Raw genomic sequence first — 16,246 nt, 5'->3', positions numbered from 1 at the left:
CGCGGATCTGTTGTCATACGGCGTCGCCTCTCGTGCTCTCGGGGAACAGCGTGCGTCGGACCGCGTCCGTGGAGACACCGGACTGGGCGCACAGCGTGGCCAGGTCGAAAAAGAACCGCTCACTTGCGATGAGGTCGTCCTTGAAGGTGAACTGGACGAACACCGGAACCTCGGCGCGTTTGCCGCTGGGGAGTACGCCGAACCGGTCGCCCGTCATGGTCATCCGTGCCGTTCCCCAGCACACGAGCGTGTCCTCGTTGCTCGCGTGTCCGTGCAGGGAGACGTCGTAGTCGGGGAAAGCGGCGAAGAACCGCCTCAGCACCTTCTCGTTCTCCGCCGGGCCGCGGGCCGTCGTACCGAAGGCCGGGGTCTCCAGCGCGATGCAGGGATGGAAGAGGCGTAGGGCGGCGGGAACGTCCTGTCGGCTCTTGGCGACGGCCAGCGCATGAGCCAGCTCAAACATCCGTCGGTCGTGCATGGTTGGCCTCCTTCAGCCGGAACGAAAACAAAACATACGATCGGTCGTACGTCTAGGCAAGGCTGTGGCAGGATGAGGCCGATGGACGAACATGAAGGGCCTCAGGAGTCGGCAGCGGTCGTTCCCGTACTCACAGCGCCGGATGAGATCACGGCGGACCAGCGCCTTGTCCGTGGCGCCCGGACCAGACACAAGATCGCACGACGCGCCGTCGACATCGCTTCGCTGGAGGGGCTGAACGGCCTCAGCATCGGCCGACTGGCCGCCGACCTCGAACTGAGCAAGAGCGGCATCCAGACGCTGTTCAAGACCAAGGAGAACCTGCAGCTGGCCGCCGCCGAAATGGCGCTTCACGAGTTCACCGAAGCGGTCATCCGCCCTGCGCTGACCGCACCGGTGGGGGCCGCCCGACTACGCGCGCTGACGGAACGTTGGACCGTCTACGCGGAGACCCCCCTGTTCGTGGGCGGCTGCTTCTGGGCCGCCAACCTCCCGGACTTCGACAGCCGCCCCGGCAAGGTCCGGGACACCCTGCTGCTCCACCACAATGCCTGGCTTGCCCGCCTCGCCGACGAGCTGCGCCACGCGGTCGACGCCGGGGAGATCGCAGAGCTGGACCCGGAACTCACGGCCTTCCACATCGACGCCGTCCTCACCGCCGCCAACACCGCGATGCGCCTGGGCGACCCCGACGCGGCCGCCAAGGTCCGACGCATCGTCAACGGGTTGCTCGCACCGGCCGACGAGCAGCCGCCGGCCAACGGGGCCGGTCAGAGGTAACCCGCGGCCGCCGTGGTCGCTTTCCGCGACGGGTGGTGGCGAGTCGTCGTCGCGCCGGCCGGCGGCTCTCTCAGGCTCCGACCTCGCCCTCCTCTTCGTCCTCGTCGTCCTCTTCGTCGTAGTGCTCGTACGCGTAGTCGCTGAGATAGTCGTAGAGCTCGTCGACCAGGGGAGAGCCGTCGGCCCACCACGGAGTGGGGCGCTTGCGCGAGCCGCCATCGACCAGCGCGGGATCGACGGCGTCCATCCAGGGTTCGCTCGCGCCCTCTTCGAGTTCGTCCAGGTCCAGATCGGCGAGTGAGCTGATCTTGGGGACGGGGACCGTGGCCTGCTGGTGCTGCACCATCCAGGTGTTACGGAAGAAGTCGAACTGCAGGTGGTAGCAGTCGTCCGTCTCGGAGAAGACGATCGGCGGCACGAGGAAGTGCGCCGCGCCGACCGTGGCCGCCACGTCGATGTAGTTGCCGGGGACTCCGCCGGCGTTCCAGCATGCGGCGAAGTTCACGGGGGTGAGTGACTCCTTGCCCAGCACGTGGATCTGGTTGCCCCGGATCACGAATTTCTCCGGATCGAGGACCGCGTCCTCCCCGAGTATCAGAATCGGCGCGGGCATGATGTGCGCCTTCGCGAAGCTCTGCGCACGCTCGTTCAGATCGACGATCTCGTCGAGACGCGTGGGGTCGAACCGGCCGAAGTCGTGGAACGGGCAGCAGGTGTTGTCGGTCTGCTCCGACTCGGGGAAGAGAGCGGACTTGTCGATCGGCGGCACCGCCGAGGCGTCGGCGCCGCCCTTGTCGTCGTCCTTGAGGAAGGCGGGGATCCATGCGTCGTCCTCGGCCTCGATCACGGCCGATGCGCACAGGTCGCGGAAGGCGGTCTCGCCGAGCTTGCAGTTGAAGTAGTCGAGCAGCGTGATCGCGGCGCACTCGGCGAGCGAGAGCGTCTCACTCTTGGCGAACCAGAAGTCATAGCCGTTCGCGACGAAATGCACGCCGCGGAACTGCTTGTGGACGTACGGCTCGCGCGCGGGATCGCGGGTGAGGCCGCTCCAGTGCGCGGCGGCGACCTGGTTGAAGTAGGCGTCGGCGTGGCGGGCGAGTTCCGGGGCGAAGACGCTCTCGCCGGTCAGATAGCAGGCCTTGCTGAACAGCGCGCCGATCTCCGGGTCGTGGGTGACCTCGGGATCCTCGGCGAAGATGAGTTCGGTGCGCAGGAAGACCTTGCGGCCGTCGCGGAAGGGCGCGCCCTCGTGCTCGTACCGCTGGTCGAAGACGACGCAGGTGAAGCTTGCAATGTCCTCGACCGCCGTGCCCCCGGTGAGGTCGAGCGCGGGATCTCCCGAGCCGCCGGTGAGATAGAGAAGCACCGTGTAGCGGGAGATGTGCCCGCGGGCGGCGTCGTAGTAGGGCGTGTCGCGGTGACGGTGGAAAGGGGAGTCGCCGGGCTCGAAGCGGTTGCAGCGGAACACGGGGTTCACATGGGAGAAGCCGTCGAGCAGCTGCTTCGGCATCGCCGCGCGCACCGCTTCGGTGAGTGCCTCGGCGAGCAGTGCCGAGTGGAAGATGAAGCGTTCGCCGCCGCGGGTGGCGGCGTTGAGCGGCGGGACGTAGAGGTTCAGCGCGTCGAGGCCTTCGAGGCGGGCGCGGTCGGCGTCCGGGAGCCGCAGCGTTGACGCGTACGCGTCCTTCGTGAGTTCCACGGGCTCGCTGAGCTCGAGCTCCAGTGGAGCATCCGCGAACCAGCGGTCGAGCGGCACGATGTTCTCGAAGGTACGGAACGACAGTTCACGGGGGTCGACGAAGACGGCGGCCAGGTGGGGCGCCGGCTCGCTGGGCCGCGCGAACTGCTGGCGCACGTCATCGTCGATGCGCTCGGCGTCGACGAAGCGCACCGCCTTGAAGCGCGCGGTGGGGTGCCAGGAGATCGCGAGTCCGTCCAGCGTCGTCGCGGGCTCGGCGTCGGTCGCGTCGACCTCGGCGCGGTACCGGGCAACCTCGTCCGCGGGGGCCTGGCCGGTCGACAGAGCAAAGAACCGGTCGCGGAGTTCGGTGCTCATACGCTCCTCCAGAAGCTGCGCAGGGCGGTCGGAAGCTGTGGGGCGTGCGCCAGTATCTGTACGCCGGCGTCGGAGACGTCCTCGCGGTGGAGCAGCAGGCGCTTGAGCGAGCCGACGAACGGTGCCTCGATCAGGGCCTGTGCCCCGTCCGCACCGATCCGGTTGTAACGGAGGTCGAGCTCTTCGAGCCGCTCGAAACGCGCCAGCGCGCGCACCCCCTCGGCGGTGAGCTGGTTGCGCTGAAGGTGCAGGCGGCGGACGTTGCGGAAGGTCGGGGATGCGCCGAGGGCCATCGGTCCGGAGTCGCCGAGGCCGCAATAGCGCAGGTCGAGCGTCTCTATCCGTCCGTTCGAGGTCGCGGCGGCGAGGGCCTCGGCGCCGGGATCGCCGATGCGGAAGTACGCGAGGCTGAGGTCGGTCAGCCCGCCGAAGTCGAGGTCCGCCAGGGCGCCGCTGTCGTGGGGCGGCGGCGGCAGCGGCAGGTCGTCCTCGTCGAAGTCGGGCTCGTCGTTGTAGTAGTCGTCGTCCGCATCCTCCGCCTCATCGCTCGGACGGATACGCAATCCGGTCACCAGGCGGCCCCGCAGCGCCTGTTCGATCAGCGTGGGCGCCTTTTCGGACCATTCGACGGCGACCTTCAGCGCGAACCCGTGCCGGCGCACCTGCACGGTCACCTCGGGTGGCAGCTCCGCGTTCCAGCTCTTCCGGTGCTCTTCCACCAGCTGATCGATGCGGCGCCTGAACGCGTCCCGGTCGGCGGGCCTGGCGTGCGCGTGGCGCTGTTCCAGACGGATCAACTCGCCCCGGACATCGCCCTGTTGCCGTAGACAAGCGCCGTAGGCGGCCCACGAGGCTTCCTCGTCGGGGCGCTCACGCAGCGTTTGTTCCATGGCCTTGGCTTCCATGCTGAAATCGTACGAGCAGCCACTGACAATCGAGCCGCCGCCCGTTCTCAACGCACCGAACTCCAAGGGAGACCGAGGCCCGGCGATGAAGGAGGAGTCTTCACGGACTTTCGAGCCGGGCTGCCAGAGCCTCAGGAAGTTCGTCGCGGTTCGCCCAGGTCACGTGGACGAGTTCGATGCCGGCCCGCCGCTTGAGGGCGTCGGTGAACGGATCGTTCTTCGCGTGGACGGTGGCGACGAGGTCGATGTCGGACGCGAACAGGCAGCGGACCGTATCCCGGAACGCGGTGCACGCCAGCTCCATGCGCCCGAGCTCGTCGATCAGCGCGAGCTCCCCGGGAGCCGGATCCGCCGCCGCCGACCTGAGCGGCGGCAGCGCGAGCCGTTCCATGACGTCCAGGTCGACGCCGTAGCGGCCTACCCGGGGCGGACCGGGGAAGTCGACATGGGCGAGTACGCCGCGCAGACCGCCCGTCAGCGTTTCCAGCGCGAAACCGACCCGGGTGCCGCCTTGCCGGATCTCCTCCGTGGTGAAGCCGACGGCCCTACGGGTGCGCAGAAGCGCGGCCAATCGGCGGACGGCGGTCGTCTTGCCCACGCCGGGGCGGCCCTCCAGCAGGATTCTTGTCGTCATCTTGCGCTCCGTACAGGTCCGCCTTACGGGTTCCCGGCCCGCCGGTCGACGTACTCGGCCGATCGGGTGTTGTGCCTGTCCGGACCGTTCGGGCGGCAGCGGATGCGGAGAGTCGGGTCGGTCGGCGAGGAGCGTGCCGTCTGGCCTCGCCTCGGTTGCCCCCGGTGTTCGCCGGCCGGTGTGTGGTAGCACTGCGTACATGAAGGGCAAGTCCTCCGAGCGCGCTGGTTATCACCATGGCGATCTCCCTGCCGCGCTCACCGCCGCGGCGATCGAGTTGTTGGACGAGCGCGGGATGGAGCGGGTGACCGTCCGTGAAGTCGCGCGCCGGGCAGGGGTGTCGCCGGGGGCGCCGTTCCGGCATTTCGCCGATCGGCAGGCGCTGCTGACGGCGGTCGCCGACCGCATCCTGGCCGACTTCGGGGAGTGGCAGCTCGGCATGGTCGCGGACGTCGAGGGTTCCGTGATGCGCGCGCTCGGCCTGGGCTTCGTCCGGTTCGCGATCCGTCACCCGCGCCGCTTCGAGCTGATCAGAAGCCGAGTCTTCGGCGGCAGTCAGCCGGCCGAACTGCACCAGCGGCTCTCCGACATCGAGCGGCTCTTCACCGACATCATCGTCGCCGACCAGAAGGCCGGTGTGCTGCGCCCCGGCGACCCCGCGGTCGTGGGACTGGCCGGCCAGGCGGTCGTCTACGGCCTTTCGCAGATGATCGTGGACGGGTACCTGCCGCCGGACCGGGCGGAGCAGCTGGCCGAGCAGGTCCTGGACGCCTTCGGCCTCGGCATCGCCAATTGACCAACTGACCGTATTTCGCGGGGTATTGACCCTCACTCCGCGCACTGATGTAATCACTGATTACATCAGTGGAGGAGGCTCCGATGCCCGTACCACGTCTGCCGCGCATCCCGCGATTCCCGGACGCCGCGGCCACCGGCACGGTCGCCATCAGGACGACCCCGGCCGATGCGTACCGCGTGATCAGCGATCCGCCCGTCATGATCCGTCTCGCCGAAGAGGCCCACCGTGCCCGCTGGCTGGGCGGAGCCATCGCCCCGGCGGTGGGTGCTCGATTCCGCGGCCACAATCGCAACGGCCTGCGTCGCTGGGTCACCAACTGCCGCATCACGGACGCGGATCCGGGCCGGTGCTTCGCCTACGAGGTGACGGCGGCGCTCGGGGTGCCCATCTCCCGCTGGCAGTACGACATCGCACCCACGGCGGAGGGCTGCACCGTCACGGAGACCAACTGGCTACGGGTGCCGCTGTGGTTCCTTCCCTTCGCCATCGTGATCACCGGCGTCCGCGACCGCATCGGCGCCAACAACACCAACATCGGCACCACGCTGCAGCGTCTCAAGCGCCATCTGGAGTCACCCCTGACCGGCGCGGCGGACGGCTCGCAGCGCAGCGGTCGGCAGGCGGGGTGACCGAGCGGACAGACTCCCGTCCCGGCCGGATCAATCCTGGCAGGTCGAACGGCCGGAACGGGCGCCCAAGGAAGCACTCCAGGAAGGAAGGCATGACATGCACGAGGTACGCGACTTGCTCACTCCTGAGGCACTCAAGGGCGTTGTCGCAACGGTCATGGACAACAACCCCGACATGGACGAGCCTATGGCCCGGCGTGTCGTGGAAGAAGCCCTGAAGTTCGTCGTGGCCGCCGCGAAGTTCCCGGCGACGTCCATCCGGCCTTCACGCATGGTCGACGAGGGGTGGCACGCCCTCATCCTGCACACGGCGCTGTACGCCAGGCTGTGCGTCCGGCTCGGTCGCTTCGTACACCACTACCCCGACGGACCGGACGAAGCCGATCACGCCCCGGATGCGCATCTGCGGACCGTGGCGCTGATCGAAGAGGCCGGGTTCAGCGCCGACAAGGAACTGTGGACGGGGGCGGCAGGCGCGCCGGTCCCGGTGGGGGCGAGGTGCAGGCGGCGGCCCGGTCATCCGGGCGGCGGCTGTTCCACTTCGTCGTGCGGTTCGTCGTGCGGTTCTTCGTGCGGCTCGTCCTGCGGTGGGGGCGGGGGCGACTAGCGCCTCACCGGCGGCAGCCCGCCCGATCGACGGTTCGGGCGGGGGCGCTGCGGTGACGGCCCCCGCCTTGATGAACACGTGACGTCGGCTCCGTAATCCCGGGATCGAGCGCAGCCCCGCCGCACCGCCGCCATTGCGACCCCTCCCGCGGACGGTCACCGGATGAGCAATCCACGGCGGCGGCAACAGTGCGGCAGGCTACGGCCGGTACCGGAACAGCCGGGCGTGGTGGGAACCGTTCACGTGGGTCAGGCGCTACCCGTTGCGCTGCTCCAGCGCCGCGCGGCGCTTGGTGCGGACGACCACCCAGATCACCAGGCCCACGAAAAGCAGCCCGAAGAACAACAGCAGGATCAGAAAGCCCACGAGACCCTTGATGCCGCTCTTGCTGCTGCGCTTCTTCGATTTGGACGTCTTGCCGGCGAGGACGGTCTTGGCGGGCGCCGCGTGGGACGAGGCCTGGCGGTACACGGTCTGCTGCGCGGGGGCGGCGGCCGTGGTGGTCACCCGGGTGGCCTCGGTCGTACCGCGGCCCACCGCCGCGGCCGGCGTGACGCCGGCGACCAGCAGGCCGATCAGCAGCGCAAGCACGACGGCAGGCCGACGCCGGGTCGCGGGCGGAACGGGGCGCTCGGTGGCGTACCGCGAATGGGGCGCGGGTCGTGCGGAGTGCGTGGGCATTCTTCGGTCCCCTCTTGGAGCGTGCGGGCGGGCAGCCATTATGGTCCCCGTCGGGCGCCCCGGCCGAGGTCTCACCCTCCAGGAGGGGGCGCTTCGCGTTCGGGCTGCGCGGCCTCCCGTAGCCCGAAAGCCGCCTTTCGACTGCAATGTTGCTGATCGCGAAGATATCGATCGCCAGCGGTCTCGATCGTCAGCGGCCTCGACCGTACGAGGCCCGCCGCAGGACGCCCCTTCCGCGCCCTGCAATGCCTCGCTCCCCGCGGTCCGAGCTACCGTCGGATCCCGATCCTTCCCAGCTCGAACGGGGGTCGCGGGCCACGGCTCACCAGCGGGGAGCCGTGGTCCGTACCGCGCCACCATCCGGCCCGACCGTTGCGGTGCACGGGTTCCCGACGAGTGCTACTCGGTGGCTATGGCGGTCAGCATGTTCGTACGGGCCGCCCTGCGGGCCGGCCACATCGCGGCCAGCACCGCGGAGAGCGTGATGCCGGCCAGCGAAAGGCCGATGACCCCGGCGGGGAGCGAGAAGTCCCACAACCGCTGCCCGAACATGGCGTGTTGCATGACGGCGCCCGCGGGGACTCCCACCACCACACCGAGCAGGGCGCCGAAGAGCGAGATCACGATGCTCTCCACCCTTATGGTCCTGCGGACCAGGAGGCGGGTGGCACCCACTGCTCGGAGCACTCCGATTTCCCGGGTGCGCTCCATCACGGAGAGCACCAGTGTGTTGACGACACCGAACACAGCGATCAGGATCGCGACGCCGAACATCGCGTACATCAGCGTGAAAGCCAGCGACTGCTGGCCGACGCCCTGCTCGACCAAGGTCTCACGGTCGCCGATGGACACGTCCGGGCGGTCGCGGAAGGCGGCCCGGATGCTGTCCCGCGCCGCGTCCGGGTCGGGCCCCGAGGCGTACAGCGTGGTGATCTGCTTCTGTAGCGACCTGGGTGCCTTGGCGACGTCCAGGAAGATGCTGGCCTGGAGTTCGGTGGCGTCATAGATCCCGACCACGGTCTGGGTGACCGAGTGCTCGGCGTCCAGATGCAGTGTGATCTTGTCGTTCATGCCCAGGTCCATCATGTCGGCCTGGTTTTGCGAGACGACCACGCCGCGCTTCAGGTCGGGGCTGCCTGCCGTGATGTTCGGGGTGAGTACGCCCTTCAGGGCGGCAGGTTCTATCGCGGAGATCCGGCGCTCGGTCCTGCCGCCCTTGTAGGTCAGCCCGACCAGCACATCGCGGCTCCCGGCAACCTGGGAGACCCCCTGCAGCTTCTTGAGCTTGTCGGCCTCGGCCGGGGTCAGCGAGGACTCACCGCCGGCCGCGGACTGCAGGACCGTGGTCGTGGTCGGCACATTCGCCCGTGTCGTCGAGGCGATCAGCGCGGAGAACGAAGCGCTGAGCGTGGCGAACGCACAGACCAGCGCCAGACCGACGGCGATGGCGGTCGCGGTACCGGAGGTGCGCCGCGGGTCGCCCGCAGCGTTACGCAGCCCGAGCCGGACCGCCGGCCGCGACCGTGCCCCGAGAAGGCGCGTGAGCGGCCGGAGAAGTGCCTCGGCGAAGAAGGGCGCGAGCATGATCATGCCGATGACGCCGAGGACCGCTCCCACCAGCCCGATGATGCGCGCGAGGTTGGACGCACTGGGGTCCGCCGTCACGGCGACCATCGCGATGGCGACGACCATGCCGCCGAGACCGATGAAGCTGCGGGTCCGCTTCGTCTCCCGTGGCAGGACCGCGTCGGTGCGCAGTGCCGCGACCGGCGGCACGGCCGCAGCCCGCCGCGCGGAGTTGTAGGCGGCCAGTACGGTCACCAGCAGGGCAACCCCGTATCCGAGCAGGATGGCCACCGGGCTGACGGTGAAGTCGACGTCGTCCCCCGGACGCATCACCGAAATCATCGAGGGGCCCAGAGCCACGCCCGCGATCGTGCCGACGGTGCCGCCGGCCAGCCCGAGCACAGCGGCCTCGGCGACGATGCCGGTCCGAACCCGGCCCTTGCGGGCACCGACGGCCCTCAGCAGCGCGAACTGCCGGGTCCGCTGGCTCACCAGCATGGTGAAGGTGTTGGCGATGACGAACATGCCGACCAGTAGGGCGACCGCCGCGAAGGGCAGCATCGTCATCCGGAGTTCCTGCGCCTCGGAGTCCGACTGCTGAACGGCGGCGTCGGCCAGGGCGCCGCCGGTCTCGACGTGGTAGCCGTCGGGGACGACCTTCCGCACGGCGGCCTTGATCGTCTCGGTGCTCGCGCCGGACGCGGCGGTCAGCTCGATGCGGTGAAAGCGCGAGCCGAGCAGATCTTCCGCGGTCGCGGTGTCGTAGGCCAGCACCGGCACCGTGTCGGACGCCTCGTTGGAGTCCGTCGTGGCCTTGGGGCCCAGACGGTGGTACGTGAACAGTGCGGTCACCTTGGCGCTCACCGAATGCCCACCGGACAGCAGCACATGAGCGGTGTCGCCCACCTTGATGCCGGCGGAGTCGGCATCGGCTTCGTTGAGCGCGACTTCTCCCGGGCCTGCGGGCGGTTTGCCCGCCTCCACGGTGAAGCGCTTGTCGTTGCTCCAGTTCGTGCCGGCCCGGTCCAGAGCCGTGGCGGTCCTGACCAACTTGCCGCCCCGTCCGACCAGCCCGGCGCGGCCGACGACCACACCGTCGGCGCGCGCGACGCCGGGCGTCCTGGCCAGCCGGTCCCGGTCCGCGGAGGTGAGCAGCGGTTCCTTCCCGGGACTTTGGACCGACACACCCACGTCCTTGCGGGTCTCCTGGCCCGCGAGGGTCGTCGCTATGGAGTCGCTGACCACCCAGCTCCCGACCGTCGCGGTCACGCCGAGAGCGATGGCGACAAGCGTCATCACCACCCGGCCCTTGTGCGCGAGAAGGTCGCGCAGCATCGCTTTCAGCATCAGACAACGGCCTTCTCGAAGGACTTCATACGTTCCAACACACTGTCGGCGGTCGGTGCGGGGATCTCGTCCACGAGGTGGCCGTCCTTGAGGAAGAGCACCCGGTCCGCGTATGCGGCGGCACTCGGCTCATGGGTCACCATCACCACGGTCTGACCGAGAGTGTCGACACTGCGGCGCAGGAACCCGAGCAGCTCCGCGGAGGCGGAGGAGTCCAGCGCGCCGGTCGGCTCGTCGGCGAACACCACCTCGGGCCGGGTCACCAGCGCACGGGCGCAGGCCACGCGCTGCTGCTGGCCGCCGGAGAGCTGACTGGGCCGGTGATGCAGCCGGTTCTCCAGGTTCAGCGCTGCGATGACCTTGTCCAACGTCTCCTGGTCGAGCTTGCGGCCGGCCAGGTCGAAGGGCAACGTGATGTTTTCGAAAGCGGTGAGCGTAGGGAGCAGGTTGAACGCCTGGAAGACGAATCCCACGCGGTCACGGCGTAGATGAGTGAGCGCGTCATCGCGCAGACCGGTCAGCTCGGTGTTCCCGATCCACACCGTGCCCTCGTCAGGCAGGTCCAGGCCCGCGACGCAGTGCATCAACGTCGATTTGCCGGAGCCGGACGGTCCCATGATCGCGGTGAACTCACCGCGCCGGAACTCCACATCGACTCCGGCGAGCGCGACCACTCGGGAGTCGCCCGTTCCATAGCGTTTGGTGAGACCGGTGGCTCGGACGGCTGCTGTTGTCTCTGTCATGGAAGGAATTCTGTGAGCGCGGACCATGCCGGGGCCTCACCAAAAAGGCATGAACATCCCCTACTTAAGTTGAGGCCGCTCTGAACCTTTCGTGGGGGCCGAGGACAGACGGACGACAGAAGCCGGGTCGGGCACGACGAACTAGGCTCGACACGTGGCAGAAAGCATCGAAAAAGCGCTCCGTCAGCTCCCGCGACGCCTCTGGGATCGCTGGGGGCTGAAGACGCTGGCGGCAATGGTTGCCGTGGGTGCCTTCATACCGCCCGTTGGCCGCCCGATTCCCTCCGTGCAGGCGGAGTTGGGCGTCACACCCGTGCTGGGACTCGTCCTGTCGGTGGTGCTGGCGGTGGGTTCCGCCACCGCTGTGCTGCTCCTGCCGCGCATGCGGTGGCCGCTGATCGTCATCGGACTGGTGGCCTGGATTCTGCTGTCGGTCTGGGTGCCACTGGGCGTCGGGTCCTACGTCGCGGCCCGCAGCCTGCCCAGACCGCTGTATCCGGCCTGGTACCTGGTGGGCGCAAGCACGATCACCGTCCTGCCGACGACCGTGGGTGTGGCCGTCGGGATGCCGGGGCTGTCCGGGGAGGACATGCTCCCTTCGCTCGGCGGTGCTGTGCTCTTCGTGTGGTTCCCCGCAGTACTGGGCCTGTGGGGCAGGGCCCGCCGGGAGGTGATCGAGGGGCTGGAGGAGCGCGCCGCGCAGCTCGAGCGGGAGCACACCGCCCGCGCCGAGCAGGCACGTACCCAGGAACGGGCCCGTATCGCCCGCGATATGCACGACGTCGTCGCGCACCGAGTGTCGCTCATGGTGCTGCACGCGGGCGCGCTGGAGGTCAACGCAAAGGATGCGGAGACGGCTGCCGCGGCGGAGCTCATCCGGACCACAGGCGGGGAAGCGCTCGCGCAGCTCAGGGACGTCATCGGCGTCCTCAAGACTGCGAGCGACGAGGGCGGGCCCAGCCTCGGACCGCAGCCGACGCTGGTGGACCTCGACCGGCTGCTCGAGCAGTCGCGAGCCGCGGGAATCTCCGTGGAACGGCACGACGAAGGGACGCCGCAACGGCTGCCGACGCTGCTGGAACACGCCGCATACCGCGTCGTGCAGGAGGCTCTCACCAACGTCCACAAGCATGCCGGTACGGCCCACACCGACGTAGCCGTGCGCTACCTCGACGCGAACCTGGAAATAAACGTCTCCAACACGGCCCCGCAAGGCCCTGTCGAGTCGCTGCCGGGCAGCGGCACTGGACTCGTCGGTCTGCGCGAGCGGGTCGAACTGCTCGACGGCGAATTCGTCGCCAAGGTCTGCCAGGGCGGCGGATTCACCGTATCGGCCCGTTTTCCCCTCTCCCTGTACGCCCAGGAGGAACGCGCATGATCCGAGTCCTGTTGGTCGACGACGAAGCTCTGGTCCGGGCCGGTTTACGCATGATCCTGGAACCGGCCGAGGGGATTGACGTGGTCGCCGAGGCGAGCGATGGCAGCGAGGCGATCAACGCGGTGGCCAAACACCGCCCCGACGTCGTTCTGATGGATGTGCGGATGGCAGGCATGGACGGGCTGACCGCCCTCAAGGAGTTACGGCGCTCGTTCGACGGCCCCAAGGTGATCATGCTGACCACCTTCGATCTCGATGACTATGTGCACACCGCCCTGCGCCACGGCGCGGCCGGCTTCCTCCTCAAGGACACCTCCCCGCGCGATCTGGCCGCCGCCGTCCGTACGGTCGCCGAGGGCAGCGCCATGCTGACACCAAGGGTCACCAAACGGCTGATCGACACCTTCGCGGGACTGGAGTCGGAGGGCGCCGTCGAGGCGCGCCGGCGACTGGCGGAACTGACCGGCCGGGAGGGCGAGGTGGTCCGGGCCGTGGCGAGAGGTCTGTCGAACGCCGAGATCGGGCGCGAACTGGCCATGAGCGAGGGCACGGTGAAGGCTCATGTAAGCCGCGCGCTCGCCAAACTGGATCTGTCCAACCGGGTGCAGATGGCACTGCTGGTCCGCGACGCGGGCCTGAAGTAGCCGCCGGCATGCCGTCAGCAAGCCGCCGGACCGCCTGCGGACCCGTAGCCCGCCCGAACGCGATGATGGCGAACACGGCCGGGGCGGCCCGCCGTCGTGCCGAAGACGTGACGGGCCGGCCCGGTCCATGCCAGGCGGAGCGTCACGCCGACGCCGTGGGAAGAGTGCCGAGGAACGCGCGGACGTGCCGGAGCCACGTCGTGCGGTCCGCCTCGTTCAGGACGTGGGCCGCGCCGGGCAGTTCGATCAGCTTGGCGCCCGGGATGCCCGCCGCCAGACGGTACGAGCTCTCGGGCAGCACCATCCGGTCGCCGGTGGGCGCCACCACCAGCGTGGGCGCGGACAGGTTCCCGAGGTCCGCCCGGACATCCACCCGGGACACCAGGTCGAAGTGGTCCACCGTTCCGGGCGGCATCCCGGTCCGGGTCTGGGCCACCATGGCCTCGAGGTCGGCCGGGGCGATGCTCGCCAGATCCGTCGGCGACAGGCACGACAGGCAGGCGAGCCGGGCCAGTTCGCTCCACTGGCCCGCACCGGCCAGGGCCTTGACGAGCTGGGCGACCAGCCCCAGGACGGGGTCCGCGACGGGGAACCCGGCGGTGAGAACGAGTGCCGTGACCCGCTCGGGGTGCCGGGCGGCGATCCGGACGGCCACGGCGCTGCCCAACGACTCACCGAGCACGGCGAACGACTCCTGCCCCGCAGCCAGGGCGGAGGCGACCAGCTGGTCGGCGAGTTCGTCCAGCTCCAACGGCTCGGTGGCCACGGCAGAGCCGCCCGCCCCCGGGTAGTGCGGGCCGATGAGGGTGTGGTCGCGGGCGAGATCGTCGAGGGCGTGGCCGAAGTTGCCATGGACGCCGCCGCCGGCACCGTGGGCGAGCAGCAGGGCGGGGCCGCTGCCCTTGATGACGACGTCGAGGCGGGAGGGAAGAAGTGCGTGCTCGGTGTTCATGCCGACGACGCTAAACTCTGACATCAGTGTCAGAGTCAAGTCGCGGTGCAGGGAGGTGGACCACGTGCACATGAAGGAAATGGTCCGGCGCACGGGAGTCCATGAACGGCTGCTGCGCTACTACGAACAGCAAGGACTGCTGGCTCCGCAACGGCTGCCGAGCGGCTACCGGGTCTACCGCGAGCCGGATGTGGACACGGTGCGCCGTATCCGCTGCCTGCTGGCGGCGGGACTCCCCACCGCGGTGATCGCCCAGGTGCTGCCGTGCCTCCGCGAGGACGACGACCGCCTCATGCCCGCCTGCCCGGACCTGCTCGGCCGGTTGAAGCAGGAAAGGGAGCGGATCACTCGCACCATCGAAGAACTGCGGGCCTCCCGCACGATGCTCGACTCCGTCATCACTGCCGCACCCCTTTGAGCCACCCGGGCCCGGAGCCCCTGGCACCGGCTGCCGACGGATCTCCGGACCGGTCGACGATCATCGTCCTGCCACGCCCCGGGCAGCCGCTGCCTCACGGCCGTCCCGCGCCGCCGGACGGCACCGGGACTTCGGGGCTTGCGCAGGCGGACCGGCATCCCCGTGGCGGCCAACTGAGCCGCGGTAGGTGGCGGGCGCGGTGCGCACCATGGCGTGGAAGCGACGGCGGAGGTCGGCAGCCGAGGACGGGCCGACCCTGGCGGCGCCCGATGTGGTGGACGCGCCTGTGCTCCGTCTCGCTCTTCGCCGGGCTCGCGTCCTGGATCCGGGGACTCTTCAGCGGCGGTCTCGACGTCCGCAAAGCATGCCTGTTCGTCCATCACGAGAGCTACGACCACGCCTACCGGACCTCCCATGTCGAGGAGATCGGAAGGCTCTTCCCCCTGCACAACAAGTGCAATGCGGGCTACGACATGGTTCCGGCATGGGTCAACACGACCGTCGTGGCCTGCGCCGTCATCTCCTTGGCCGCGCTCGCCGTCCTCCTGTGGTTCGGCGCCACACAGCTGGTTCGGCGCCACACAGCTCACCGGCCTGCCCAGAAAGGGGAATCCGTCCTGAGCCCGTCCTGAAAACCCGCCCTGAACCGTCCGGACCGCGCCCCAGGAAGCGCCGGTACGGCCCCGGTCAGGACCGCCCCGGCAGCCGGTGAGCGGACGGTGAGCGCGGGGTGAGCCGTCGCCGCCACTGTTGCTCCATCGCCGGATCCGCCGAGGACCGGCCACCGAGAACGAGGAGCAGGAAATGGACACGCTGACCGGCAAGACGGCACTGGTGACGGGCGGATCGCGTGGCATCGGCCGGGCGGTCGCCCTGCGGCTCGCGGCCGAGGGCGCGCTGGTCGCCGTCCACTACGGCGGCAACGACGCCGCGGCCAAGGAGACCGTGGCGATGATCGAGGAGGCGGGCGGCCGGGCGTTCGCCGTCCAGGCCCGGTTCGGCGAGGACGGGGCCGTGGACCGACTGTTCGAGGGCCTGACCGCAGGGCTGGCGGGGCGCGGGCTGGACATCCTGGTCAACAACGCGGGCATCTACTCGGGCAATTCGATCGGGCAGGTGACACCGGAGGAGTTCGACAGGCTGTTCACCATCAACGTCAGCACGCCGTTCTTCGTGGTCCAGCGCGCGCTGGCGCTGCTCAACGACGGCGGCCGCATCATCAACATGGGCTCGACGGCCAGCCGGTTCGCCGTCTCCACGCAGATCGGCTACGTCATCAGCAAGGCGGCGCTGGAGTCGATGTCCCCGTCGCTGGCCAATGAGCTCGGCAGCCGGGGCATCACGGTGAACACGGTCGCACCCGGTGCGGTGCGGACCGACATGACCGCCGGCTACACCTCCATCCCCGAGGTGGTCGCCGGTCTCGAAGCGATCACCGCGCTCGGGCGGATCGGCGAGCCCGAGGACGTCGCCGACGTCGTGGGCTTCCTGGCGGGCCCGCAGGGCCGGTGGGTGACCGGCCAGACCGTGGACGTCTCGGGCGGGCTCTACCTGGGCCCGCTGGCTCACGCGTGATCTACCGGGGCCCGATGGCCCACGCGTGATCGGCTCCGGTGGATAATCACCGGC

General features: G+C 69.4%; 17 protein-coding genes. 9 read left to right on the top strand and 8 right to left on the bottom strand.

The genetic code is table 11. From position 1 onward, the window contains the following. Window positions 1-13: 13 nt before the first annotated feature. On the bottom strand, window positions 14-478 hold the full coding sequence (locus tag ACIGWZ_RS32560; protein ID WP_400070345.1) for an ester cyclase: 465 nt from the start codon (window positions 476-478) through the stop codon (window positions 14-16). Between the two features lie 81 nt (window positions 479-559). On the opposite strand from ACIGWZ_RS32560, the gene ACIGWZ_RS32555 reads away from it, so the two are divergent. Further along, complete coding sequence (locus tag ACIGWZ_RS32555) at window positions 560-1,258, top strand: TetR family transcriptional regulator C-terminal domain-containing protein (RefSeq protein ID WP_400070343.1); 699 nt, start codon at window positions 560-562, stop codon at window positions 1,256-1,258. Window positions 1,259-1,328: 70 nt separating this feature from the next. Here ACIGWZ_RS32555 and ACIGWZ_RS32550 read toward each other — a convergent pair whose 3' ends face one another. From ACIGWZ_RS32550 to ACIGWZ_RS32540, 3 genes are all read right to left on the bottom strand, one after another. Next, window positions 1,329-3,314 (bottom strand): hypothetical protein, encoded by a 1,986-nt coding sequence (locus ACIGWZ_RS32550; RefSeq protein WP_400070341.1) that lies wholly within the window; start codon window positions 3,312-3,314, stop codon window positions 1,329-1,331. Beyond that, window positions 3,311-4,219, bottom strand: coding sequence for a hypothetical protein (locus ACIGWZ_RS32545; RefSeq protein ID WP_400070340.1), 909 nt, complete (start codon window positions 4,217-4,219; stop codon window positions 3,311-3,313). Before ACIGWZ_RS32545 ends, ACIGWZ_RS32550 begins: the two co-directional genes overlap by 4 nt. Window positions 4,220-4,319: 100 nt before the next feature. Further along, a complete protein-coding gene (locus tag ACIGWZ_RS32540; RefSeq protein ID WP_400070339.1) occupies window positions 4,320-4,853 on the bottom strand; it encodes a nucleoside-triphosphatase in 534 nt (177 codons plus the stop codon). Window positions 4,854-5,052: 199 nt separating this feature from the next. On the opposite strand from ACIGWZ_RS32540, the gene ACIGWZ_RS32535 reads away from it, so the two are divergent. From ACIGWZ_RS32535 to ACIGWZ_RS32525, 3 genes are all read left to right on the top strand, one after another. Next, the gene (locus tag ACIGWZ_RS32535; protein WP_400070337.1) at window positions 5,053-5,649 is read left to right on the top strand and encodes a TetR/AcrR family transcriptional regulator; all 597 of its coding nucleotides are present in this window, start codon (window positions 5,053-5,055) and stop codon (window positions 5,647-5,649) included. Window positions 5,650-5,732: 83 nt separating this feature from the next. After that, on the top strand, window positions 5,733-6,281 hold the full coding sequence (locus ACIGWZ_RS32530; RefSeq protein WP_400070335.1) for an SRPBCC family protein: 549 nt from the start codon (window positions 5,733-5,735) through the stop codon (window positions 6,279-6,281). 97 nt (window positions 6,282-6,378) lie between these two features. Continuing rightward, entirely contained in the window at window positions 6,379-6,888 is a 510-nt protein-coding gene (locus tag ACIGWZ_RS32525) for a glycine-rich domain-containing protein (protein ID WP_400070334.1), read from the top strand. Between the two features lie 255 nt (window positions 6,889-7,143). On the opposite strand, the gene ACIGWZ_RS32520 is transcribed toward ACIGWZ_RS32525, so the two are convergent. The 3 genes from ACIGWZ_RS32520 to ACIGWZ_RS32510 form a co-directional block, all read right to left on the bottom strand. Continuing rightward, entirely contained in the window at window positions 7,144-7,569 is a 426-nt protein-coding gene (locus ACIGWZ_RS32520) for a hypothetical protein (protein ID WP_400070332.1), read from the bottom strand. A 399-nt stretch (window positions 7,570-7,968) separates the two neighbouring features. Continuing rightward, window positions 7,969-10,482 (bottom strand): ABC transporter permease, encoded by a 2,514-nt coding sequence (locus ACIGWZ_RS32515; RefSeq protein ID WP_400070330.1) that lies wholly within the window; start codon window positions 10,480-10,482, stop codon window positions 7,969-7,971. Beyond that, window positions 10,482-11,225, bottom strand: a complete 744-nt coding sequence (locus tag ACIGWZ_RS32510) for an ABC transporter ATP-binding protein (RefSeq protein ID WP_400070328.1) — start codon at window positions 11,223-11,225, stop codon at window positions 10,482-10,484. Before ACIGWZ_RS32510 ends, ACIGWZ_RS32515 begins: the two co-directional genes overlap by 1 nt. 154 nt (window positions 11,226-11,379) lie before the next feature. Here ACIGWZ_RS32510 and ACIGWZ_RS32505 point away from each other — a divergent pair, with 154 nt between their 5' ends. Together ACIGWZ_RS32505 and ACIGWZ_RS32500 are read left to right on the top strand one after the other, a co-directional pair. Further along, a complete protein-coding gene (locus tag ACIGWZ_RS32505; RefSeq protein WP_400070327.1) occupies window positions 11,380-12,603 on the top strand; it encodes a sensor histidine kinase in 1,224 nt (407 codons plus the stop codon). Further along, a complete protein-coding gene (locus tag ACIGWZ_RS32500; RefSeq protein WP_400070325.1) occupies window positions 12,600-13,247 on the top strand; it encodes a response regulator in 648 nt (215 codons plus the stop codon). The genes ACIGWZ_RS32505 and ACIGWZ_RS32500 overlap by 4 nt, the downstream gene beginning before the upstream one ends. 142 nt (window positions 13,248-13,389) lie before the next feature. Here the strand turns inward: ACIGWZ_RS32500 and ACIGWZ_RS32495 are convergent, their stop codons facing one another. Further along, window positions 13,390-14,223, bottom strand: a complete 834-nt coding sequence (locus ACIGWZ_RS32495) for an alpha/beta fold hydrolase (RefSeq protein ID WP_400070322.1) — start codon at window positions 14,221-14,223, stop codon at window positions 13,390-13,392. Window positions 14,224-14,263: 40 nt separating this feature from the next. On the opposite strand from ACIGWZ_RS32495, the gene ACIGWZ_RS32490 reads away from it, so the two are divergent. From ACIGWZ_RS32490 to ACIGWZ_RS32480, 3 genes are all read left to right on the top strand, one after another. Then, entirely contained in the window at window positions 14,264-14,617 is a 354-nt protein-coding gene (locus ACIGWZ_RS32490; protein WP_400070320.1) for a MerR family transcriptional regulator, read from the top strand. Window positions 14,618-14,886: 269 nt separating this feature from the next. Then, window positions 14,887-15,249, top strand: coding sequence for a hypothetical protein (locus ACIGWZ_RS32485; protein WP_400070319.1), 363 nt, complete (start codon window positions 14,887-14,889; stop codon window positions 15,247-15,249). A 172-nt stretch (window positions 15,250-15,421) separates the two neighbouring features. Beyond that, entirely contained in the window at window positions 15,422-16,192 is a 771-nt protein-coding gene (locus ACIGWZ_RS32480) for an SDR family oxidoreductase (RefSeq protein ID WP_400070317.1), read from the top strand. Window positions 16,193-16,246 lie beyond the last annotated feature (54 nt).

It is taken from the genome of Streptomyces sp. NPDC053427 (assembly GCF_044544985.1).
Taxonomy (GTDB): domain Bacteria; phylum Actinomycetota; class Actinomycetes; order Streptomycetales; family Streptomycetaceae; genus Streptomyces.
The sequence above is the reverse complement of the archived record's forward strand: the minus strand, read 5'-3'. Positions and strand labels throughout refer to the sequence as shown.